The following is a 22,121-nucleotide window of genomic DNA, read 5'->3' as shown; positions in this document are numbered from 1 at the left end:
TCGCGCCCCTTCGGTTCCGGGGCCGGTGGTAGCGGTGGTCGACAACCGTACGCGCGACAACCACGGGGTCTCGATCCAGGCCCGTGACATCAATGGGCCGATCACCGTGCACCCCCGGACCGACGCTTCGGTGCCCGGATGGGTGGATACGGCCCTGCCCGTCCATCGGTGCGATGTGGGCGAGTTGGGCGTCCACAACGCCCTGCCCGGAGACGGGGGTGAGGGTCTTCCTCCCTACGTGGCCCGGGATGTGGACGAGGAGATCGACCGGCGCCTGGCCGCGGTCTCGGAAGCGCCACGCGGTGGTCTGGTGTTGGTGACCGGAGCCTCGACAGCGGGTAAGACCCGGGCCATGGTCGAAGCGTTGGGACGCACGCTTCCCGACCGGATGCTGGTGGCTCCGCCAGAGGGCGCCGGTCTACGGGCACTCCCGGCCTGGCTCGGAGAACGGGCCGAGAGCGCACCCCAGGGGTGGGTGGTCTGGCTGGACGACCTGGAACGTCATCTGGGTTCCTCGGGGCTGACCCCGACACTGGTCGCCGAGCTCGGTCTGGCCGGTGCGGTCGTGGCCGCCACCATCCGCCGCAACCACCTGGAGGCACTGCGTCCGAGCCCCACCGACCGTGCCTTCACCGCGGAAGGTGTGGGGTACGCGGTGCTCAAGACCCCACCGGTCGTCGTCGAACGCCGGTGGAATCCACAAGAGCGCGATCGGGCACGGGCCAGTGGTGATGAGCGTTTGGTGCAGGCCGCCGACGACGAGCGGTTCGGAGTGGCCGAGCAGTTGGCGGCGGGCCCTCTTCTCCAGCAGGCCTGGAACGGAGGCCCCGACGGCGGCCATGCCCGCGGTTACGCGCTGGTGGCCGCCGCCGTGGGTCTGGCCGAGGCAGGTGTGTCGAGTCCGTTGACCCGCGAGCAGATCCAGGCCGTACACGTCGCCTATCTACCGGCCCCTCCGCCTCTGCCAGAGGAGGGCGATCAGGCCTGGGAGTGGGCCACCTGTCCACGTAGTGGCATGGCCGGGTTGTTGGTGCCCGCCGATCATGAGGGCCGTCGCTGGCGGGCCTTCGACTACCTCACCCACCAGGGTCCTCTGCCCGAAGCCGTGTGGCGCACCGCCCTGGAGACCACCACCGGACAAGAGCGGCTCGACGTCGGCCTCACGGCCCACAGCGTCGACCTGTACGACGTCGCCGAAGCCGCCTGGACCCCGTTGGCCGAGCAGGGCTACAACGCTGCGATGGTCGACCTCGGGCTCCTACTGGAGGAGGTGGGCCGAGTCGGGGAAGCGGAGGCCTGGCTTCGACTGGCGGCGGGCAAGGGCGAGATCAACGCGATGCACGCCTTCGGGATCCTGCTCTACAGATCGGGCCGGCTCGAGGAAGCGGAGCCTTGGTACCGCCGGGCCGCTGAAGGGGGGCTGGCCGGTGCGATGTTCAACTTCGGGCTTCTGCTGCAAGAGGTGGGTCGGCTCGAGGAGGCCGAGTCCTGGTACCGGCGGGCCGCCGACGTGGATGAGATCGACGCGATGGGCAACCTGGCGATCCTGCTGTCCAGGTCGGGTCGGTTCCGGGAGGCGGAATCCTGGTATCGGAGGGCGGCTGAGAAAGGCCGAAGCGATGCGATGTTCAACCTCGGACTCCTGCTGAAAGGGCTGGGGCGGGATGGGGGAGCCGAGGCCTGGTTTCGGTGGGCCGCCGAAGAAGGCGAGGTCAAGGCGATGAACAACCTCGGTCTCATGTTGGAGGAGGCGGGTCGTATCGGGGAGGCGGAGGCCTGGTATCGGCGGGCCGTCGATGGAGGTGACACCGAAGCGGTGTTCAACCTCGGGCTCCTGATGCACAGGGAAGGACGGTCGAAGGGAGCCGAGGAGTGGTATCGGCGCGCCGCCGCCGAGGGCGACCCCGGCGCGATGTCCAACCTCGGGGTCCTGTTGAACGACGCCGGCCGAGTGGAGGAAGCGGTGTCCTGGTTCCGACAGGCCGCTGACGCGGGTCATCCCGGTGCGGCGCACAACCTCGCCGTCCTGTTGGGCGAAGCCGGCCGAGGGAGAGAGGCCGAGGCCTGGTAGCGGAAGGCCCGCGGGGGTGACCCGGCTCCTCATCGGGTGAGGACCACCATGGGCGGGAAGGGTGCTTTTCTAAACCACGAGGGAGGGCCGCCCGAGGGGACGCCCAGGGAGACCCCTCGGCGTATCGATCCTTGTCCGGTCCGTTTCCGACCGCTCGAGGATGTCCAAGGCCTGCCCGCCGTTCTTTCTGAGGGCCTCCCGCTCAAGGATCCAGGAGTCCCTTCAGCCGGTATCGACCGTCACGAGTGCGTCGAGCGCCTGCCCCACCTCCCCGCGGATGGCGTGTTCGATCTCCTCGGGCCCCTCCCTTTGCAGAATCCCCTCGTGAAAGAGGTCGTGCCGCAGCAGGAGCGCCCCGACCAGCAACCCGGCCCAGGACCGTGAACCTCCGGCCTCCGAAAGCGGGGCGATCCACGAATGGAGGATCGCCGAGCGCCCGGCGGTCAACGTGGGGGAGTCCCGTTCACAGCGGCTCCAGCGGCGCATCCCCTCCCAATCCTCCGGCCCTATGTCGGTCCAGCGGCGAGGGTCGGCGAGCAGGGGGCCGTCGAGGACGAGTGGGCGTAGTGCCTCGGTGGCCGCCGCGGGCCCGTCGCAGGCCTCGACGGTCGTGATCAGCGCGTCGAGGACGGCGGGTTCCGCGTCGAAGAACAGGTCCTCCTTGGCGGTGAAGTAGTTGGTGACCGTCTTGATCGATACGTCCGAGGCCTCGGCGATCTGGGCGAGGGTGACGGTCTCGAAGCCGTCGCGTTCGAAGAGTCGGGTCGCGCGGTCGGAGATGCGCTGCCTGGTCTCGCGGCGCTTGCGCTCCCTCAGGCCGATATTTACCATGATGGAAAGTTTACCATCATGGAACTTATATCGATGGTCCCGCCACAGAAAGACCGACGACCATGCCCCTGCGCCTCTCCTCCCACACCTTCACCTCGCACGCGGTCGAGGCCGAGGTCGAATACCGGCTGCTCCTCCCCGACGATCACCGGGAGGGGGAGCGGCTGCCGTTGGTCCTCCACTTCCACGGGGCCATGTCGTCCTCGGCCTCGCTGGAACTCGCCCTGCCCCTGTATCGAGAGGCGTTCGACGCCGAAGAGTTCCCGCGCGCCGTCGTCGCCTGCCCGAGCACCCCGACCCAGGGCGGCTTCTACCTCGACCAGGAGGACGGGCCTGCCTGGGAGGCGATGGTCGGTACCGAGCTGCCCGCGTACCTCGAGGAGACCTTCGGAACCTTCGATCGGGTGGCGCTCCTGGGAGCGTCGATGGGCGGCTACGGTGCGCTCAAGCAGGCCTTCGCCGACCCCGAGCGGTTCACTGCGGTCGCGGCCCTCTCACCCGCGGTGTTCCCCGGCGAATCCCCGGCCGACGTTCCCGCGCGGAACATCCCTTCCGTGCTCGGGGAGCTGCACCGGGCGATGGCCCCGGGCGGCGACGCCCGGACCTATGCCCGGAACTCGGTCCACGGCCGTGCCCGGACCCGGGTCGAGCTCATCAGAAGCTCGGGCCTGTCAGTGCTGATCGACTGCGGGGCCGCCGACGAGTTCCTTCTGCACGAAGGGGCCGCGTACCTCCACGGGGTGCTGACCGAGCTGGACATCGAGCACACGTTCCGACTCGTCGAGGGCGCCGGCCACGTCGGCCCCGCCGCCGAGCGGCGCACATTGGAGGCGATCCGGTTCCTCGGGCGGGCGCTCATGAGCCGGTAACGCGATCATGGGCAGAGGACGTAACGGTGTCCGCGCCCGGAAGACGACCACGCCTCACCGGCGGGGAGTAGTCTCGATCGAATGCCTTCCCCCCGTATCGACGGTGTCGGTGGACACCGGGACTTCCGCCGCCTCTGGGCCGGTTCGGTGGTGGGTCAATTCGGATCCGCCATCGGCATGGTGGCCCTACCCGTCATCGCCGTCGTCGTGCTGGACGTCAGCGCCTGGCAGGTCTCCCTCTTGGCCGGGATCACCGCGCTGACCACCGTGCTGGTCGCCTTCCACGTAGGCCACCTCGTCGAATACACGCGCAAACGCCCGGTCATGATCGGTGGCGACCTCATCCGAGCCGTCACCCTGGCGAGTCTTCCCATCGCCCATGCCCTCGGCGCCCTCACCTATGCCCACCTGTGCGCGGTCGCGGCGGTCAACGCCGTCTGCGCCATCGCCTTCACCGGGGCCTCACAGGCGCATCTGAAGTCCCTGGTCTCACCCGCCGGCCTCATCGACGCCAACAGTCGTCTGGAATCGACCCGTTGGCTGAGCATCTCTCTCGGGCCCGCGCTCGCCGGCGCTCTGATCGCCGCGCTGTCGGCGGTCGGCGCGCTCGTGGCCACCACCGTGGGCTATCTCTTCGGGGCCTTGGCCGTACGGACCATCCGCGAGCCCGAGCCCCCTCCACCAGAGCGCCCCGTCGGGGGAGGGCGCACTTCGCGTCGCGCGGAGCTCTTCGCCGGCCTCGGATTCGTCCGGGGCCATCCCACCCTGCGGCCGATCCTGTTCGGTTGGATCCTGTTCGCCGGGGCCTCCTCGATGGCGGCCCCGCTCACCGCCGTCTTCTACATGCGTGACCTGGGGTTCAGTACGTTCGAGTACGGACTCCTCATGGGGGTGCCCTCGATCGGCGGGTTGGTGGGGGCTCGCCTCGTGCCCTCACTGGTCCGCAGACTGGGTGCGTTGCGCACGCTGCGGTGGGCCTCCCTGCTGCGCGGCCCTTGGTACTTCCTCATCCCCTTCGCGCTTCCCGGGCCTGTAGGGCTGTTGATGTGCGGGCTGGGGTTCGGCCTGCTCCTACTGTTCTCCGCCGCGGCCAACTCGGCGATGGCCGGGTATCGGCAGCTGGAGACCCCGGACGCCCTGATGTCCCGGGTGGCCACCCTCTGGGCGTTCGCGACCACGGTCTCGCAGCCGCTGTTCATTCTGCTCGGGGGAGTGGTGGCCGCTCTGCTGGACGCTCGGACGGCGCTCTTGGTCGCCGCGGTGGTGATGGCCCTGGCCGGGTTTCTTCTGCCACGGAAGGGGTGATCCCTCCTGGCCACCTCGTCCGCCTCCTCCGAGAACCGAGTGCGCTGGGCGTCGGGTGTGCGTTCCGGCCCGTCGAGGACATCGGTCGCGTCGGCCCGGCCGGGGCGGCGGATCGGGCGGAGCGAGAGCGAAGTCCTCCCGGCCCCCACTGGCCCAAGGCCGCCGCCCACCGCAACGCGGGTGCGAAGCGCTTGCGCCAGGCCAGGGACACGTACACCAGAGTGATGAGGACGGGCACCTAGGCCGGCGGTCCGGGTACCCAGGTGTCGGACGCGTCCAGGGTCCACTCGGAGGAGAACCGCCCCGGCCCGAACTCCACCTTCTGGAAGCCGGTCACCGCGTCGAAGTCGACCAGGGTTCCCTGCCGGATGGTTCCGGCGTCGATGTAGTAGGTCGGATCCAGATCGAAGGCGTGGCTCAGCTCGGGGCCGCTGGTGCCCACGATCGCCGGAGCGAAGGTCGACGGTCGGTTCCGCTCGCCGCCGGAAAGGGCCAACCCCACGGTGGGCCCGCCGATCGGACCGTACTCCGGGACGTTCGGGTCCGTGTCGACGTAGAGCCTTCCGGGCGTGGTCGGACGTGCCTCGGCGGGCTCCAGGGTGAACATGTGGCCGCCGCTCTGGTAGCCGAGCCTCGCCGCGTTGTCGTGGGTTCCGGCGGCGACCGGCATGGATGCGGCCTCCGTCCACTCGGCACCCGCCTCGATCCCTTGGGCCGCGAACACGAGCCGGTGGTCCAGAGTCCACTCGAACGTGACGCTGTCGCCCGAGTCCACGGTTTTCGTGAGCCAGGCGACGGGGGCGATCCGGTCCGAACTCGACACCGGGACGACGGTGTAGACGGCGAACGTCCACCGGGGGGCCGTCGACCGGTTGTACAGGGTGAGGGTGTACGTGTCCGTCATGGTCACTCCGTCCTGTCCGGATCCCTTCGCGCGCGAAGGCTCCTCGCGACCACGCGCCGCGCGACTCATGCCATGGTCACACCGGGTGACGCTCTGGGCGCTGAACGACAGGCGTATGCCCGTGGTCGTTCGGAGGCCTCGCGTCACGACCGAAGGCGAGGCCGCGTCCGAGCAAGGTGGGGCCGAGCGTCGGGGGACCGGAAAGGACCCGTGCGGCACGGCATTCTTCGCGCCTTGAACCCCGAGGCTCCGTCAGCAGGCCGCTCAGGCGCTCATCGCGCATACCCGGATCACGGGAGCCCACGACTTCGCGAGTCGTGGGCTCCCGTCTTCGTCGCTTCGGGCTCAGCCCGAGGCGGACTCCTCGCCCCGGACGACGAGCACCAGCTTGCCCGTCGTGTGCCCGGTCTCCCCGGCCTCGTGGGCGCGTGCCGCCTCGGCGAGCGGGAAGGTTCCGGCGATGGTCGCCCGCAGCCGCCCGGACCTGACGAGGGCACCGATGGACCGCATACCGGCGTGGTCGGACTCGACGAGGATGATCTCGGCGCGCACACCCAGCCGCTCCGCCTCCTCACGCAGCCCCTCGGCGGCGACGGGGATGGTGGAGACGAGGACACCGCCAGGCTTCAAGGTACGCAGGGAACGCAGCTGGTAGTCGCCGCCGATGGTGTCCAGGACCACGTCGACATCCTTGACCGCCTCGGCGAAGTCGACCTCCCGGTAGTCGATGACCTCGTCCGCGCCCAGGTCGCGCACCAGGTCGTGCTTGGGCGTGCTCGCGGTACCGATGACGTACGCACCGCGCGCCTTCGCGATCTGCACCGCGAAGTGTCCGACACCGCCCGCCGCGGCGTGGACCAGCACCCGGTCGTCGCTCGAGAGACGGGCGGTGTCCACGAGCGACTGCCAGGCCGTCAGCGCAGCCAGCGGCATCGCGCCGGCCTGCACGTGGTCGACCTCGTCGGGCTTGCGCGCGAAGGCCCGGGTGGGGCCGACCACGTACTCGGCGTGGGCGCCGGCGCCGTCGGGGTAGGGGAGCATGCCGAAGACCGCGTCCCCGGGCTTGAACAGGGTCACCCCGAGCCCGACCTCCTCCACGACGCCGGAGAGGTCCCAGCCCAGAACGAACGGGGGTTCGCCGAGGAACCGGCCGGTGGCGCGATGCTTCCAGTCCGTGGGGTTCACGCTCGCGGCGTGCACGCGCACGAGGATCTCGCTGATGCCGGGCTTCGGGCGCGGGATCTCGGCGATCCGCAGGACGTCGGTCCCGCCGAGCTCCTCCTGCCGGACGGCCCGCATCGTGGCCTGTCCGTCGTCCGTGCGCTCGGTGGTGCTGTCCATCGTGATCTCCGGTTCCCTGGCTTCGGTGATTCGTGGCTTCCAGCCTGTCAATCCGGGGCCAGCCGCCGCAACCAGGGGTGCTCTCGTTGGAAGAGGGGAAGGCGGGAAGAGTGGTGTTCGTGAGATGGACCGGTGGGGGCAGGAGTATGAGGGCGGCTTCTCGGGGCGGGGGTGTGCCCGCGCCCACGTCCGGCTCGTTTCGGGGAGTGTGGTAGGGACGGGCGGTGAGCGGAGGCTGCTTCCAACCGAAGGCTGCGGGAAGATAACGGCCTCTGTTTCCGCAGGTCATTTCCCCCTGAGCCCACGCACGTGGGGATGGAGTGAACGGTCGCCCTGGCCCCACCGTGCTGTTTCTCGACTTTGCTCAGTGAACCCGGAGAATTTCCGGTATTTGCTCCTGGCCTTCCTCATCCCTCTGGCGCCGAGCGGAGAACGACGACCATCCTTGAAGGAAGCGCTCGTCGACCGGGGCCTGAATCACGGGCATCGAGCTGATCACCGAGCCGGCCGCGGTCGTGCGCTATGCCATGATCCGGGACGCGGCGATGCACCACGCGGTGCCCTACGACGAGTTCGACGCGACCGGATGACATGAGACCGGGGGTCCATTGAGCACCGACTACCAGCAGGCCAGGGCCGCCCTGGGCGCACGGTTGCGCGAGCTGAGGTTCACCTGCCCGCACGGCCGACTCACCGGTCGACGGTTGGCGGCGCTCCTGGGTTGGCCCGGCTCCAAGGTGAGCAAGATCGAGAACGGCAGGCAGACGGCCACGCCCGAGGACCTGCGGGCGTGGGCCGAGGCGACCGGCCACCCCGAGACCTACGAGGAACTCGCCGGTCGCCTGGCCGGGTTCGAGTCCCACATCAGGTCGTGGCGCAGAGCCCTGGCCGGTGGATTCGCGCCCCTGCACCAGTCGCTGAGCACCGAGATCGACCGCAGCGCGGTCATGAGGGTCTGGGAGGAGTCGGTCGTCGCGGGCCTGCTCCAGACCCCCGAATACGCCCGCCACGTCATCACCCGCTACGCCCACTTGCTGGGCGGGGCCGCGGACATCGACGCCGCCGTGCGTTCGAGGACACGGCGGCAGGAGTGGCTGTATCAGCCGGGGCGGAAGATGCGAGTGCTCCTGTGGGAGGCCGCGCTCCGGTCGCTCATCTGCCCGCCGGCCGTGCTGGCCGCCCAGCTCGATCGGCTCTCCGGGGTGATCGGGATGGACACCGTCGAGTTGGGGATCGTCCCGTTCACCGCCCCGGTGAAGATCGTGCCGGCGAACGGCTTCTGGATCCTCGACGAGCGCCTCGTCGTCGCCGAGGACTGGCACGCCGAGCTGTGGCTCGACGACGACGAGAACATCGCCCTGTACTCGAAGGTCTGGCGGACATTGGAGGAGTCGGCGGTCTACGGGACCGACGCTCATAACGTCATCAACGCCGCGCGGCGAGCGCTGGAGCCACACTGACAAAGCCATCGGCCACCCACGCTCCATGCACTCGACCCTGTGCCGCGAGGCTCGGCCTTACCGACCTTGCGTCAAGGAGAACCCGCGTGGCCGGCCGATCTCGATCCGAGCGACGCGTCGGCCCACGGTGGTGATGGTGATGACCGCGAACGGGTGACCGCCGGGGGCGATGACGCCGACCGGGCGGCGGTCGATGAGCATGGGCACAGCGGCACGGATGCGGTCGGCGAACGACGAGGTCTCCCGGGCGATGGACCGGGCGCTGGTGACGACCGTCGGAACACCGGAGGGGAGGAGGCCGGCGTCGGCGACGCGCACGCAGTCGTCGGTCATCAGGGCGACCATCCGGTCGACGCCGCCACCGGCGGCCGCGGCGAGGAACGCCTCCACGACGTCCCGATCGGCGGTGGTCGCGGACGGTTCCGGTGTGGCCCGCGCCAGGCGCCCGCGTGCTCGGCTGGCGTGCTTCTTGGCGCTCGCCACGCTGGTGTGGAGCGTTTTCGCCACCTCATGGAACGGGACGTCGAACAGGTCGTGCAGGACGTACGCGACGCGTTGGGCGGGTGTCAGTCGGTGGAGGACGACCATCAACGCGCGAGAGACGTCCTCCCTCCGGAGGTAACGCTCGTCCGCGGCGACGCTCTCCGATGGGAGCAGGTCCGCGAACAGTGGTTCCTCACGGCGTCGGTGGCGTTTGCGCAGTTCGTCGAGGCAGACCCGGGTCAGCACGGTCGTCGCCCACGCGTCCGGGTTGAGGAGGTCCTCGGTGTGCGCGGCCGATGCCTTGAGCCAGGTGTTCTGTACGGCGTCCTCCGCGTCCTGGACGGAGCCGAGCAGCCGGAACGCGATCGCCGTCAGGCGCGGCCTCATCGCTTCGAAATCCATGTTCGGCACCACCGGGTGTCACCTTTCTCAGGGAGCGGACGTCGGGAGGGATGAGAGCAGAGGACTTCCGCCCGACGAACCTCATGAGGAGATGCCCACCGATGAGAGTACAGATAGACCGCTCGCGCACCGAACACCGATGCGCACCGAAACCGTGCCGCCCGCGCACGCCGAGAGGAGGGGGTTCGGCGTGACCACGGTCCTCTTCGCCGCGACCATCGTGTGCGTCGTGGCCAATGCCCTGATCGCCGTCGCCGACTACGCCGGGGCGGGCTTCGTGCTGAGGAACTCGGCCGAGGTGGGCCTCCCTGCGAGGGCCCTGCCCTACCTCGCGACGTTGAAGCTGGCCGGTGCGGTCGGGCTCCTCGTCGGCCTGAGCGTGTGGCCCTGGGTGGGTGTCGCCGCCGGCGTCGGCCTGGTGCTCTTCTTCGTCGGTGCCGTCGTCGCCCATGTCCGGGCCCGGGTCTTCCACAACATCGCCTTCCCGGTGCTGTACCTGCTCCTCGCGGTCGCGGCGGCAGTCCACATGATCCACCTGGCGGTGGGCTCTCCACTCTGGTGGTGACGGGGCGGCCCCGTGAACAGGTGAGCCGACGAGGATCGCCGCCCATCTGCGTGGTCCTTCTGAGTGAGGGGCGCCGGCCGGTGAAAGACCCACTTCGCGATACCGGCGTCCCGCTCCTCCTCGGTGTACCCGAAATGTGCCTCGACCCGTTCTCGGTGCGGTTCGGGTCATTCGACCCCGGACGGTCATATCCGCGATATACGAAAATGAACTCGGCAGGTCGGTTCGGTGGAAATAGGAAAACACGCCTGAATCAGCGAAATATTGACCGCCTCAGTGTCCTCTGTGAAAGTCGTTCGGGCTCGATACGCGGAGGGGACACTGTGGCGGTCACGTACGGCGACCTGAAGAGCTGGCTCGATACGGTCAAAATAAACTCTCGGCTGGATCTGACACCGAATCGACACGACAGAGTCAAGGGGATTCTCGACCTGATCGATTTCGCCGCCGTCGATCAAGCGGCCGGGGCCGCGTCGACGGTCGTCCAGATCGATCGGAAGAGCGATCTCTCCCTCACGGGAACCCTCCCCAAGGGCGGGCTGGAGGTGACGCTGGAGTTCACTCTCGAAGACTCGAAGTCGACCGATGAAAAGCCGAAGTCGGACGATGGGGACTCGAAGTCGTCTGAGAAGGAGTCGGAGCCGGCCGACACGACCCCGGTGACCGGGCTCTCCCTCACGATCTCCCTCGATACGGACCACTCGGTCTGGGGGGCTCTCACCGACGTGGGCCTGAAGTCGCCCAAGCTCGTCTTCGCGGCCGAGAAGGTCACGAAGAACGACGACGAGGCCTCGGAGACCGAGAAGAAGCCCCCGAAGGCGGACGACGAGCTTTCCGAGAACACCGAAGAGAAGCGCTCGGAGGCCACCGAAGAGAAGAAGCACGAGGAGACGGAAGAGAAGGGTTCCGAGACCGAGGAGAAGTCTCCAAAGGGGGTGAGGAAGCGGCTCACCGTCGAACTCGTCCTCAAGACCTCGCCGGAGCTCCGGGCCTCCTGCGAACTCGGCTTCGAGAAGAAGAAGCGCACGAGCTACCTCTTCCGTGTCGCCCGCGCCGATAAGACCCCGTTCTCCCTCGTGGACGCTCTGAGCAGGCTCGGCATGACCGGGGTGGACGAGTTCGGCCGGCTCCTGCCGAGCACCCCCGGCCTCCGCCTCGACTACACCCCGGGCGGCGAGGACGTCGAGGTGGTGATCACCGCCGACAGCACCGAGGAAGAGGAAGAAGAGGAAGAGGAGTCCACCGAGGAGGAGAACGAATCCACCGACGAGGACGACGAGAAGAAGGAATCCGCCGAGGAGAAGAAGTCCACCGACGACGAGGACGAGGCCCCGGAGGGGTTCACGTGGGGTCTGGCGCTGCTGCCCAAGGCCGAGGGAAAACGCCCGCTGCTCCTCTCGGCGTCCTCCCCCCTCGGTGATCTGGCCCGTCTGTCCCGTCTCGACCTGGTCGAGGGCCAGGTCCCGAAGGACGCCGACCTGTCCTTGGACGCGGTGACGGTGATCGGAGCCACCGCCCCGATCCCCGAGGACGCTCTGACCAGGGTCGGCACCGTTCTGGAAGCCTACGGTGCCCCCAAGGTCCCCGGCTCCGGGGACCTGGCCAAGGGCCTTCGGGTCGGCCTGGACTTCACGCTGCTGAAGGAGAAGCGCTCCGTCGTCGTCCTGGGACGTAAGAAGGACGAGCCCGCGCCCTACGCCGTCTCCGCCGCCGAGATCGAACCCGCCGCCGACGACCCGGCCCCGGTGCGCTCGGACTCCTCCTCCAGCGAGGTCCAGCGCCCTCTGGGGCCTTTGCACATCGACCGGGTGGGCCTGCGGTTGGCCGTTCCCGAGGACGACTCAGAGGCCACCCGGGTGCTGTTGGACATCGACGCCGCGCTGGTCGCCGCCGGTTTCGAACTGCGCGCCACCGGCCTGGCCATCGGCCTGACCATCACTAAGGACCCCCGCGTCACCGTGGAGCTCTCCGGCCTGGGGGCGACCTTCTCCCGCGATCCACTGACGATTACGGGCGCGTTCGCCAAGCGGGACCGCGAGGGCTACGCGTACGACTACGAGGGCCTGCTGCTGGTCAAGGCGGAGAAGTGGGGGCTCCTGGCCGTGGGCTCCTATGCCCGGCTCAAGGACACCGAGAAGCGGCCCGGGTACACGTCCCTGTTCGTGTTCGGCGGGCTGGCGGGCAAGATCGCGGGCCCGCCTCCGGTGGTCTTCACCGGCCTGGCCCTGGGCGGCGGCTACAACAGCAGGGTCGAGCTGCCCGAGGCGGACGGCGTCTCGGACTTTCCGTTCGTCCAGGCGCTGGCCGACATGCCGGGGTTCGTCGGGGACCCGCCCGACCCGCTCTCCACGCTGGAGAAGATCACCGGGGGCGCGGAGGATTCGAAGGACGCGGTCGTGCTCCCCGAGCCGGGCGACCTGTGGTTCACGGCGGGGGTGGCCGCCACCATCGCCGAGACCGTGGCCGTACAGGCGCTGCTGATCGCGCAGTTCGGCCCGGACGACTTCTCCGTGGCGCTCCTGGGCGCGATGAACGCCGACTTCCCGGCTCAGCGCAAGAAGAAGGCCGAGTCCGGGAAGAAGGGTCCGAAGGCCCCGGCCACCGCCTCCGAAGACGCGGACACGCCCCGGGTGGCCCACATCGAGCTCGGGTTCCGCGCGCTGTACGAACACGCCAAGCGGCGGCTCGCGCTCACGGCGGCGCTCTCGGACAACTCCTGGGTGATCCACCCGGACTGCAAGCTCACCGGTGGCGCCGCGGTGTACGTGTGGTTCCCGGGCAGCGACCACGCGGGCGACTTCGTGGCCACCGTCGGCGGCTACCATCCGGCCTACCGACCGCCGGCCCACTACCCGCAGCAGGTGCCGCGCCTGGGTCTGGACTGGTCGGTGAGTTCGGACGTGCGGATCAAGGGCGAGCTCTACGCCGCCGTGACCCCGAAGGTCGGCATGGTGGGCGGCCGACTCTCGGTCGACTTCGTCTCCGGAGGGCTGCACGCCTGGCTCGACGCCGGGTTCGACGCCATCGTGCGGTGGGCGCCGCTCTACTTCGACCTGCGCATGTGGATCAGTATCGGGGCCAGCTACACCGCGCGGGTGCTGTGGTGGGACGTGACGATCCGGGCCGAGGTCGGCGCGTATCTGAACGTGTGGGGCCCGGCCACCGGCGGCACGGTCCGGGTCGAGGTGGGGCCCTTCTCCAAGAGCATCGACTTCGGCGAACCCAGGAGGCTCCAACGGGAACCGCTCCCGTGGGCGGACTTCCACGCCAGGCAGCTCCCGGCCGACCCGCTCGGCATCAGCCCCATGGACGGCCTGCTGACCGACCCGACCAGGCCGGAGGCGACCAAGGGCGGGCGTTGGCCGGTGAGCACGGACGGGTTCTCCTTCAGTACACGAAGCGCGCTGCCCTCGACCGGGTGGAGCCACGGCGACGACACGGCACCACGCGACCGGGCTCCGCTGACGGTCGGGCCGATGGGCGACGCCCGGGTGTCCATCACCCAGCACGTGAAGGTCACCCGAGGCGGCACGACGGTCACGGGCTGGGATGCCTCCGAGATCACAGGCGCCTTCCCCATGGCCCTGTGGGCCGCCCAGGAGGGGTCCGGAAGCACGCTACCGGGTCCGGGCGAACCGCAGACGGTCTCGTGCACGAGCGGGATCCAGGTGAGCGCCCCTCCGCCCACGACCAAGGGACAGAGTCTGACCGCCGACGGCGAGGCCGTCCAGTTCTCCGATGAGCGGTGCGCGGCCAACCCCCTGAACCTGATCGAGGGCGAGTACGCGGCGGACGAGAACGTCACCTTGCCCGAGAAGGACAAGGGAAAGGCGCGCACCGAGCTCGAGAAGACGCTCAAGAAACTGAACCTACTGGTGGAGACGGTATGACCGTGACCAGGAATCTGCACTTCATCGACAACCTCGTTCCGAGCGTCTCGGCCGGCGACCACACCATCACGGTCACGCAGACGCCGACCGGCGGGAACATCCCCTCGGGGACGGCCTTCACCCTCACGCAGGACTTCACCGTCACCGGGCTGCGGTTGCGCGTGGAGGCCGACGAGATCCACGGCGTCTACCCGCCGCCCGGTACGGCGGGCCGTTTCGACCTGTACCTGCCGCACGTGGCCCTGGAACGTCGCATCGTGCCTTGGGAGCGCAGGGTCTCCTCCGACGACGATGGAACGACCCCGTGGCTGGGCGTGCTCCTCTTCGCCGAAGGCGAGCTGCCCGACGACCCGAAGGCGCTCGGCGGCACCGAGACGGGGATCGCGAGGACGCTGCTCGATCCGCGGAACGATTCCGCGGTGAGCGTCCCGGACTTCGCCGACCATCCACTGACGGCGGAGGAGGAGACCGCCACCATCAACACGATCCGGGTGCCCGGGGAGGTCTTCGCCCGGATCGCGCCCACCTCCGCCGAGCTCGCCCACCTCGCGCACATCCGTACCCCTGAGGACGCCGGAGGCTCCCACGAGGAACGCCGCTCCGCCGAGGTACGCCTACCTGTCGGCCAACCGGCTCCCCGATCCGCAGGGGGGACGGTACGTGGCCCACCTGGTCTCCTTCGAGGGCCACAAGGAGCTGCTGGACCACCCCGACCGGGCCAAGGCGCACGTACGCCTGATATCGCTCCACCACTGGTCGTTCGTCTCCGCGCGGGTCGAGGCGGGGACGGCCTACTCCGACCTGCGCGCACGGCTCACGGACGGGCCCGCCCGACCCCACCTGCTGGCCCGCCCGGCAGCGGAGTACGGAGACACTCCCGACGCCTACACCCGCCGCGTTCGCCACCTGATCGAGACGGGGCACGTGGCGCTGCGGCACGTGCGGGCCGACCGGCCCGGCGCCTACGACTTCTACCGGGGGCCGTTGACCCCCTACCCGACGGACCCGGTCGACCGCACCGGCCGATGGTGGATCACGGACGAGGACGGCTTCGGCGTCCGGAACGTGGGCCACCACACGGCGTGGTCACTGGGGCGCGGACTGGCCCTGGCCGATCAGGAGTTCTCCGCCGCGTTGGCCCGGGCGGTGGACCAGGCACAGAAGGCCGTCCAGAACCTCGCGCAGATCGCCGGGGGATACCGGGCCCGGGTCGAGGCCGTCGGCATGGCCGGCCCCGCGTACTCGGCCGCAGGCCCTCTGGACGCCCTGCTTCCCCCGGAGGGGTACTCGTTCTCCCAAGGCGAGGAGGCGTGGGGCCCGGCGGATGGGGACACGGCGTCCGAGCGGCGGGCGGGGATGGAGGCCCTCGACCGGTTGCTGGCCGGGGAGCCCCCGCGATTCCACGCCCGGGCCCTGCTCGACGGGCTGGCCACGCGGTACGGCGGCGGACCGAGCGCCGGCACCGCGGAGGGCGGCGCCGGGTCGGACGAAGAGGTCCAGGCCGACCCGGTGACGATGGTCCGGGCCGGAGATCTGTCCTTCCCCGCCTCGATGCCACCGGTGACCGAAACGGTGGCGGCGATCGCCGAGGACCTCCGGGTGATGGAGCGTTTCGCCGCGCACGTGCTCGGCTCCTCCTCACTCGGCCACTCCGGCCCTCAGGGCGACGGCGCCCCTGAGTCCGCGGCCGCGAGGGAGCCCGCGCTGGACTCGTTCCTGAACGGCCTTCGGGTGCTCTCCGGAGTGCCGTTCGACCACCTCGTTCCGGACCCGGAGGCGCTGCCACCCGAGAGCATGCGGTGGTTCCGGGTGGACCGGGGCTGGCTCGACGCCCTGGTGACCGGGGCGCTGTGGGCCGGAATCTGCGGATCACACGACCGAAGGGTGGTGGAGGCGCTGGTCGATACCTACCTCGACGAGTCGCGACCGCCCACACCGAGCTCGGGGATCCTGATCCGCTCCCGCCTGGTGACCGACTTCCCCGAGCTGGGGATCGTCCCCTCCGAGGGGCGGGTGCTCCGCCGGGCCGTCCTCGCCCCCGGGGTGCTGCTGGTGCTCTTCGACGAGGTGCCCTCGGAAGTGCACTTGAACGAGCCGGACCAAGGGGTGCACCTGGGCGTCGGCTTCCAGGGCGGTCGGGAACGGATCACACTACGAGCCCTGCGGGAAACGGACGATGTGAAGGTCGGGGACCAGGTGCCGGCCCGGGGCGGTGCCGGCACCCGCGTCACGGTCCCCTTCCGCGACGACACGCGGGTGCTGAAGCTGGCGGGCCCCGATGGACTGCTCGACGCGATCTGGACCGGTCTCGGCCCCTACAAGGACACCGGTCGGACGGCACCGTCCCCCGGAGAACTCGGCCTGCAACTCGTCCACGCCCCCGAAAGGGCCGTCCTGCACACCCCCACGGCCCCGGCCGCCGGCCCGGGCCACGACGAGGGAGCACACACATGAGCGATCACGCCCTGCTCGTCCCGGTGCGGGTGACCGCCCTGATGGTCAACCCGACCGTGCGAAAGAGCACGGAGAACACCTTCGCGCGGTGGAGTCTGAACTTCTCCGCGCCCTTCCACCAAGGCCCCGAACCGCTCCCTGGGAACCCTCCCCTCGGTGGGGCTCCGTCGGACGGTGTGCTCTTGCACTGGGAGCCGCCGAGGGCCCTGCGGGACACCGATCCGTTGCGCGAGGGCGACACCCGGCCGCTGAACTGCCCCGACCGCTGGGTCGTGGTGCGTTACGCGAAGCAGGACGGACGACGGCGGGCCAAGGCCTGGCTGATCCAGAGCGATGCTCTGCGCAGGCCCGAGGACGTGTCCGACGACAGTGACAGCTCTCCCTATGGCATGGTCTCCGACACGAAGGACGGCCGGCGGATCGACCAGAGGCGGATCGGGCGGCGGTGGGAGCTGACCGAGGACATCACCGAACCGTCGATGTCCGAGCCGCTCACCGCCTTCGGCCCGGGCGTTCCGGCGTTCTCGGTGTACCAGCCCTACAACCTGGGCGTGTTCTCGATGCACGACGACCTCGCGGGGCTGAGTGAGGGGCCGGACGGCATCGACCTGAGCTACCAGATCTTCGGATGGTACGGAAGCATCGACCGCGACCCGCTCTCCCGGGTGGCCGGCGCACCGCACGAGGAGTACGAGGAACGGCTGCGCGAGCTGCTGGACCGGTTGCGGTGGCGCTACACCGGGCCGATCACGGGCACGATGCGCTCCGTGCACGCGGGCAGCGTGCACGGCCTCGTCTGGCGTAGGCATGGAGAGGGAGAGGGGGACGAGAAACCGCGCAGGGACGACAAGACCGGCCAATGGGTCGACCTGAGCCTGGGCACGGCCGAGACCTCCTCCGAGGGTCTGAGCGCGCTCGCCCAGCGGATCCCCGACATCTGGCCGGACGAGCGGCCCGACGAACGCGCCGAGTACCAGGCCCGGTTGCAGGCCCTTCAGTACGGGCTTCTGGACGAGTACGACGCCCCCGGTGGGCGTGCCGAGGTGGCGCGCAAGGCACACGAGGCCCGGTTCGAACCGGTGGCCGGGGGTTACGTCTGGGACTTCGTGAGCGGGCAGTCCGACCAGGGCGAACCGGCCCCACCACCCGACGTCCCCCGGGCACAGGCGGACTGGCTGAAGACCCTCAACGCCGACCAGGAGGCCTACGACACGAAGCTCCGGGAGCTGACCCGGCTCCAGGAACGGCTGCGCACCTTGTGGGGGTACCGCGAGCACGCGGCCTACCTGGGTGCCAAGGGCGGCGGCGCCTTCGGCTCGACGGGGTCGAAGAAGATGAAGGCCCTCGCCGAGAAGATCTCCCCCCACTTCGATCCGGCACGGTCCGACTCCCTGGCCGAGCGGATCGAACGGGCACAGGACGTTCTGCGTGAATGCCGAGCCCTCGTACGCGAGACCGACCCGGAGCGGATCGAACGGGCCATCACCGACGAGCTGAGGGGGCTCGAAGAACTGCTGGGCCACGAACCTGTCGGGGTTCTCACACGGTTCCCCCGGGAGCCGTTCCACCGCCCGACCGAGCCGGTGGTCCTGCTGCGCGGCGCGGGCACACGGCGGCTTCTGGAGGACCGTCCCGGCGAGCTCACCTGTCGGGGTGGCGGACAGACCGTGACGAAGATGGACGGGGCCGCGTCCGCCCCGGTCGTCCCGGACGGCTTCGCCACGATCCTCGACCGGCCCGGCTGGAAGGGCGTGTTCCCGACCGACCTGCACAAGGCCCTGCTCGCCGAGTTCACCGCGCTGGACGACCACCGCTCTCCCCAGGACACGACGACGGTGTCCTTCGCAGACGAGGCGACGGCGGTCCCGTGGTCGACCACCTCCGACCCCCGGGTGGCGGCGCTGCGCTTTCAGACGGAATGGTGGCGCCAGCCATGGACCCCGCTCTACCTGTGCTGGAGCGCCGACTACTACCCCGTGCCCTACGAGGACCGCAGGCCCGGGCACGAGGGTGAACGGAACTGGGTCTTCGACGGACGGCGGTACCTGTGGCGGGGGGAGGGGCACGTCGCGAAGAAGGGCGACCCGCCGCCCTTCCACACGGTGAACGGGCGCATCCTGCTGTCCCCGCACGCCGTGCACAACCTCGCCGACCGTTACCGGCATCTGAAGGACGCCGCGCGGGGTCAGGATCCGGCCTTCCTGGAGTTCGTGTCGAAGATCCTGGAGAACTTCAACGACGCGGAGAAGGGCACCGATCTGGTCTCCCAGGCGCTGGACGGGTTCAGCGCGCAGCTCACCGGCCGGGAGTCCCTGCTGCGGCCGACTCCGGAGCTGAAGAAAGGCCTGGTCTCGCCCGACTACGCCTACGAACCCCGCCTGTTCTACACAGGAAGTAAACCGAAGGCCCCCAAGGACCCCGACGATCCGGAGAACTGGATCCGGCCGCTGCCGGCCGAGGGCCTGCGCGCGGGACAGTTCGTCATCTCACGGCTCATGATCATCGACCGTTACGGTCGGGCCTGCGCGGTGGACACCGAGGACGGGCGAGATCGTCCGGACCTGAAGGTGGAGCTCACCCGCTCGGCCACCGTCACCCCCGACGACAGGACGCCGGGCAGCGGCAAGGCCGACGCCACCGTGCTTTCAGGGCGGACCAACAAGGACTGGTCGACCCGGGTGATGCAGCTACGACCGCGCTTTCCCCAGCCGGCCCGGCTCCGCTTTGAGGCGCTGTCGAGGGGGTCGGAGACCGAACCGCCGGTGCGGCCGGTCGACGGCGATCAGATCCGGGGATGGGTGGTGCCCGACCATCTGGACCAGGGCGTGCTCTGTTACACGCACGACGGGGTGCTGTTGGGAGAGTTGCGCGATGCCGACGGGGACCTGGTCTGGGAGGACGCGGGCAGTGGCCTGACCCCCGACCCCGAACTGGTCGGTTTCCTCGACGGCATCAAGAGGAAGGGGAGGAAGGGCCCGGCCGCTCTGGCCGCGTTCCTTCAGGCCGAGGAGCTGGCCCGGCTCACCACCAGCCCGGACCGGACCGCCGCGGGCCCTCCGACGCTGCGCCTGCTGGGGCGGCCGATGGCGCTGGTGCGCGCGCGATTGACGTTGGAACCGGACGCGGGCGCGATCGTGCCGGTCAAGCTCGACCGGTTGACCGCCATCGACCCTCGCCCCGCCTACATGGACCACACCTGGCCGGTGCTGCTGGGGTCCGACGCGGCCTTCGGCGACGGGCTGGTGGGTTACTTCCAGGAGAAGGAGTACGACACGTTCTACGCGGTCTCCCCGCCGGAGGAGCGGGGCGGATACGTGGCCGACCGGAACCTCGGCTCGCGATTGAGGCTGCGGCTGAACCGGGAGGAGAGCGTGAAGGTCTCGATGCTGTTGGACCCGTGGGCGTCCGTGCACGCCACCACCCACGTGGTGCCGACCTCTCGACTGCGTTTGGAACCCGAAGCGGTGGCCGACGCGCTGGGCCGAATGGAGGCGCTCTTCCACGTGGGGCCCAGCCTGGGCGGCAAACGCCCGGTCACGGTCGAACACGGCGGGACCGTGACGGCGGAGACCACGGCCTTCCCGATGCCGCTGCCGAAGGTCGAGCACGGCACGTGGTCGTGGGTCCCGGCGATCAACGATCGAGCGAACCCGGTGCCGGTCCGCGACGACGACGGCACGGCCCGCCTCACCCCGGAAGCACCCGTACACCTGCGGACCGGACTGCTCCGGCTGCGACAAGGGTTCGGCCCGACCCGCAGGACAAGCGACACGAACGATCAGGAAGGCGGACGGTCATGACGGACACGCGGGAGCGGATCCCGGAGGAACCGGCGGACGAGCGGTGGGGCTCCACCCTGGCGTACAGCGACTCGGATTTTCCCGAGGCGCTGAGTGTCGTGGTGCAGACCGATCCGTCTCCTCTGGTGGCCTCGGGGTCGAAGGGTTCCGCCAATCAGGCGGGTCTGAGTGTGCTGGTGACCAATGTCAGCGACGACGAAGCGGTGCGGGCGCACGCGATTCAGATCCAGCTCAAGGTCTCCGACGACGGGGACGCCAAGGAGGATCTGCTCAGCGAGACCTGGTCGAAGCGGGGAGCGACCGTCACTCGGCAGTCCAAGACACGTCGTCCGGACCGTGGTGACGAGGGTTCGGGTCTCTACACCTTCACCTACTCCGGAACGGACCGTGAGGAGAAGCCGTTCGAGCCCGGTGAGACGGTCGCCGTCTTCATTCACGAAATTCTTGTCAGTGCCATGGAAGGGGCCACCGCCGTCGCCATCGGCGTGCAGGAGGAAGAGGACGGCGAGACGGTCTGGAAACACATCCCCCTCGGAAAGTTCCCGGCCGGATACTACCTGCGGGAATTGCGAGCGGACGCCAACCCGGTCAAATATGGGGATTCGGTCACGCTCACCTGGTTGGAGCCACCGATCGAAGGTATCCGTTACACACTCCTTGCCAACAAGGAAAAGGTTGAGTTGGACAAGGATCATCCGCAGCCGGTGAAGATCTCCGGGCTCACCACCGACACCACGTTCGAACTGAAACCCTCGTGGTCAGAAGACGTGCGGGATCGGCAGAGTCTGCTGGTGCGGGTGATGGGGGGTGACGTCTCCGCTCGCAATGTCTCGGTGAAGTCGAGCCTCACCGTGCGGGATCGTGTCCCCTGCTGCGCAGCGAATGGCACGAGCTCCATTGGAGTATGCCGCGCCACTTCGCCAGGGAAGCCCCCGAGACAGGGCCGATCATCACCAATTTCCAGTTGGCTCCGTATACCGGGAAAATCAGTGGAGTAAAGTTCTACGTAATGGGTCCAGATGTAGTGCTTCAGAGAAGGTACGATGTTGTCTTCGCTGGTATCAAGGGTCCGTTCAATGGCTACGGATTCGCGTACGCCTACGAGGGGTGCAGGTTGGATATGCTGATGTGGGATATCGAAAACAATTGCCGTCCTGAACTCGGATTCACTCCCGCGTTCGCTTATATCTCGTAAGAAGGAGTGGTCTTGAGGCCCCTCCGGCGGGGAAGAGCCCGAGAACGATCGGTGGGGCCTGACCGAAGCGCGATGGGTCCCGGGCTTCCCCGGGATGTCGAGTGCGGCGGTCCGCGCGGACCTCACCCCACCGATCGCTCCACCCGGAAACAGAGGTCGTTCCTCGGCCGTGTTGAGAGCCTTGGGGACCGGCACCGGCGATGAGATCCCGCCCCGTGTCCGGCGTCGTACCGGGGTGGCTCCGCCAGGACAGGGCGGAACCACCCCGGTGCACGGTGAAGACACACGTCGGATGGACCTCGGGGAGATCGATGGCACTGCCGTGGCCATCACGGCACGACCGCCCCACCGTCCCCGCTGTTCGACCTGTCGGTCTCATCGCTCCTCGCGGCCGCACCGCTCCGTAATGCTCGGTCCCGACCTCGGGTGTTTCTTGGGGTGTTCCGTACCGGATCGGGATCCGGGGGTTCCCTCACCGGGGAAGACCTTCAGTGACTTCACGTGGTGGGGCTCCGAGGCCGCACGACCGGTTCCGCGCGGACCGCCGGAAG

The 22,121-nt window shown here is 69.2% G+C and carries 14 protein-coding genes; 10 read left to right on the top strand and 4 right to left on the bottom strand.

What is annotated here, in order from left to right:
- Positions 1-34 precede the first annotated feature (34 nt).
- On the top strand, positions 35-2,071 hold the full coding sequence (locus TR33_RS25230; protein WP_042285946.1) for a tetratricopeptide repeat protein: 2,037 nt from the start codon (positions 35-37) through the stop codon (positions 2,069-2,071).
- Positions 2,072-2,293: 222 nt separating this feature from the next.
- On the opposite strand, the gene TR33_RS25225 is transcribed toward TR33_RS25230, so the two are convergent.
- Complete coding sequence (locus tag TR33_RS25225; protein ID WP_017536303.1) at positions 2,294-2,902, bottom strand: TetR/AcrR family transcriptional regulator; 609 nt, start codon at positions 2,900-2,902, stop codon at positions 2,294-2,296.
- Positions 2,903-2,964: 62 nt separating this feature from the next.
- Here TR33_RS25225 and TR33_RS25220 point away from each other — a divergent pair, with 62 nt between their 5' ends.
- Complete coding sequence (locus tag TR33_RS25220) at positions 2,965-3,771, top strand: alpha/beta hydrolase (protein ID WP_042285944.1); 807 nt, start codon at positions 2,965-2,967, stop codon at positions 3,769-3,771.
- A gap of 81 nt (positions 3,772-3,852) precedes the next feature.
- Positions 3,853-5,076 (top strand): MFS transporter, encoded by a 1,224-nt coding sequence (locus tag TR33_RS25215; RefSeq protein WP_017536305.1) that lies wholly within the window; start codon positions 3,853-3,855, stop codon positions 5,074-5,076.
- A gap of 238 nt (positions 5,077-5,314) precedes the next feature.
- On the opposite strand, the gene TR33_RS25210 is transcribed toward TR33_RS25215, so the two are convergent.
- Both TR33_RS25210 and TR33_RS25205 read right to left on the bottom strand, forming a co-directional pair.
- The gene (locus TR33_RS25210) at positions 5,315-5,980 is read right to left on the bottom strand and encodes a RhiA family protein (protein WP_017536306.1); all 666 of its coding nucleotides are present in this window, start codon (positions 5,978-5,980) and stop codon (positions 5,315-5,317) included.
- A gap of 345 nt (positions 5,981-6,325) precedes the next feature.
- Complete coding sequence (locus TR33_RS25205) at positions 6,326-7,321, bottom strand: NADP-dependent oxidoreductase (protein WP_017536307.1); 996 nt, start codon at positions 7,319-7,321, stop codon at positions 6,326-6,328.
- A gap of 476 nt (positions 7,322-7,797) precedes the next feature.
- Here TR33_RS25205 and TR33_RS27530 point away from each other — a divergent pair, with 476 nt between their 5' ends.
- Positions 7,798-7,911 (top strand): DUF6879 family protein, encoded by a 114-nt coding sequence (locus TR33_RS27530; protein ID WP_354895742.1) that lies wholly within the window; start codon positions 7,798-7,800, stop codon positions 7,909-7,911.
- A gap of 18 nt (positions 7,912-7,929) precedes the next feature.
- A complete protein-coding gene (locus TR33_RS25200) occupies positions 7,930-8,781 on the top strand; it encodes a helix-turn-helix domain-containing protein (RefSeq protein ID WP_017536308.1) in 852 nt (283 codons plus the stop codon).
- 57 nt (positions 8,782-8,838) lie between these two features.
- On the opposite strand, the gene TR33_RS25195 is transcribed toward TR33_RS25200, so the two are convergent.
- Positions 8,839-9,666: a sigma-70 family RNA polymerase sigma factor gene (locus TR33_RS25195; protein ID WP_042285967.1), complete on the bottom strand. Its 828-nt coding sequence runs from the start codon at positions 9,664-9,666 to the stop codon at positions 8,839-8,841.
- A gap of 139 nt (positions 9,667-9,805) precedes the next feature.
- On the opposite strand from TR33_RS25195, the gene TR33_RS25190 reads away from it, so the two are divergent.
- The 5 genes from TR33_RS25190 (at position 9,806) to TR33_RS25165 (ending at position 21,373) form a co-directional block, all read left to right on the top strand.
- Positions 9,806-10,231, top strand: coding sequence for a DoxX family protein (locus TR33_RS25190; RefSeq protein WP_042285942.1), 426 nt, complete (start codon positions 9,806-9,808; stop codon positions 10,229-10,231).
- 323 nt (positions 10,232-10,554) lie between these two features.
- Positions 10,555-14,121 carry a DUF6603 domain-containing protein gene (locus TR33_RS25185; protein ID WP_042285940.1) on the top strand — a complete coding sequence of 1,189 codons (3,567 nt, stop codon included), beginning with the start codon at positions 10,555-10,557 and terminating at the stop codon, positions 14,119-14,121.
- Positions 14,122-14,781: 660 nt separating this feature from the next.
- Positions 14,782-16,575: a hypothetical protein gene (locus TR33_RS25175; RefSeq protein ID WP_042285939.1), complete on the top strand. Its 1,794-nt coding sequence runs from the start codon at positions 14,782-14,784 to the stop codon at positions 16,573-16,575.
- On the top strand, positions 16,572-20,375 hold the full coding sequence (locus TR33_RS25170) for a hypothetical protein (RefSeq protein ID WP_042285937.1): 3,804 nt from the start codon (positions 16,572-16,574) through the stop codon (positions 20,373-20,375). The genes TR33_RS25175 and TR33_RS25170 overlap by 4 nt, the downstream gene beginning before the upstream one ends.
- Positions 20,372-21,373, top strand: a complete 1,002-nt coding sequence (locus tag TR33_RS25165) for a hypothetical protein (protein ID WP_234305960.1) — start codon at positions 20,372-20,374, stop codon at positions 21,371-21,373. The genes TR33_RS25170 and TR33_RS25165 overlap by 4 nt, the downstream gene beginning before the upstream one ends.
- Positions 21,374-22,121 lie beyond the last annotated feature (748 nt).

The organism is Nocardiopsis alba (assembly GCF_000710955.1).
GTDB lineage: Bacteria > Actinomycetota > Actinomycetes > Streptosporangiales > Streptosporangiaceae > Nocardiopsis > Nocardiopsis alba.
This window is presented reverse-complemented; position numbering and strand designations above follow the sequence as displayed.

Excerpts from the sequence above, each read along its gene's own strand:
- TR33_RS25225 (WP_017536303.1), bottom strand. The coding sequence starts at position 2,902 with ATGGTAAATATCGGCCTGAGGGAGCGCAAGCGCCGCGAGACCAGGCAG.
- TR33_RS25220 (WP_042285944.1), top strand. The coding sequence starts at position 2,965 with ATGCCCCTGCGCCTCTCCTCCCACACCTTCACCTCGCACGCGGTCGAG.
- TR33_RS25215 (WP_017536305.1), top strand. The coding sequence starts at position 3,853 with ATGCCTTCCCCCCGTATCGACGGTGTCGGTGGACACCGGGACTTCCGC.
- TR33_RS25210 (WP_017536306.1), bottom strand. The coding sequence starts at position 5,980 with ATGACGGACACGTACACCCTCACCCTGTACAACCGGTCGACGGCCCCC.
- TR33_RS25205 (WP_017536307.1), bottom strand. The coding sequence starts at position 7,321 with ATGGACAGCACCACCGAGCGCACGGACGACGGACAGGCCACGATGCGG.
- TR33_RS25195 (WP_042285967.1), bottom strand. The coding sequence starts at position 9,666 with ATGGATTTCGAAGCGATGAGGCCGCGCCTGACGGCGATCGCGTTCCGG.
- TR33_RS25190 (WP_042285942.1), top strand. The coding sequence starts at position 9,806 with ATGCGCACCGAAACCGTGCCGCCCGCGCACGCCGAGAGGAGGGGGTTC.
- TR33_RS25170 (WP_042285937.1), top strand. The coding sequence starts at position 16,572 with ATGAGCGATCACGCCCTGCTCGTCCCGGTGCGGGTGACCGCCCTGATG.
- TR33_RS25165 (WP_234305960.1), top strand. The coding sequence starts at position 20,372 with ATGACGGACACGCGGGAGCGGATCCCGGAGGAACCGGCGGACGAGCGG.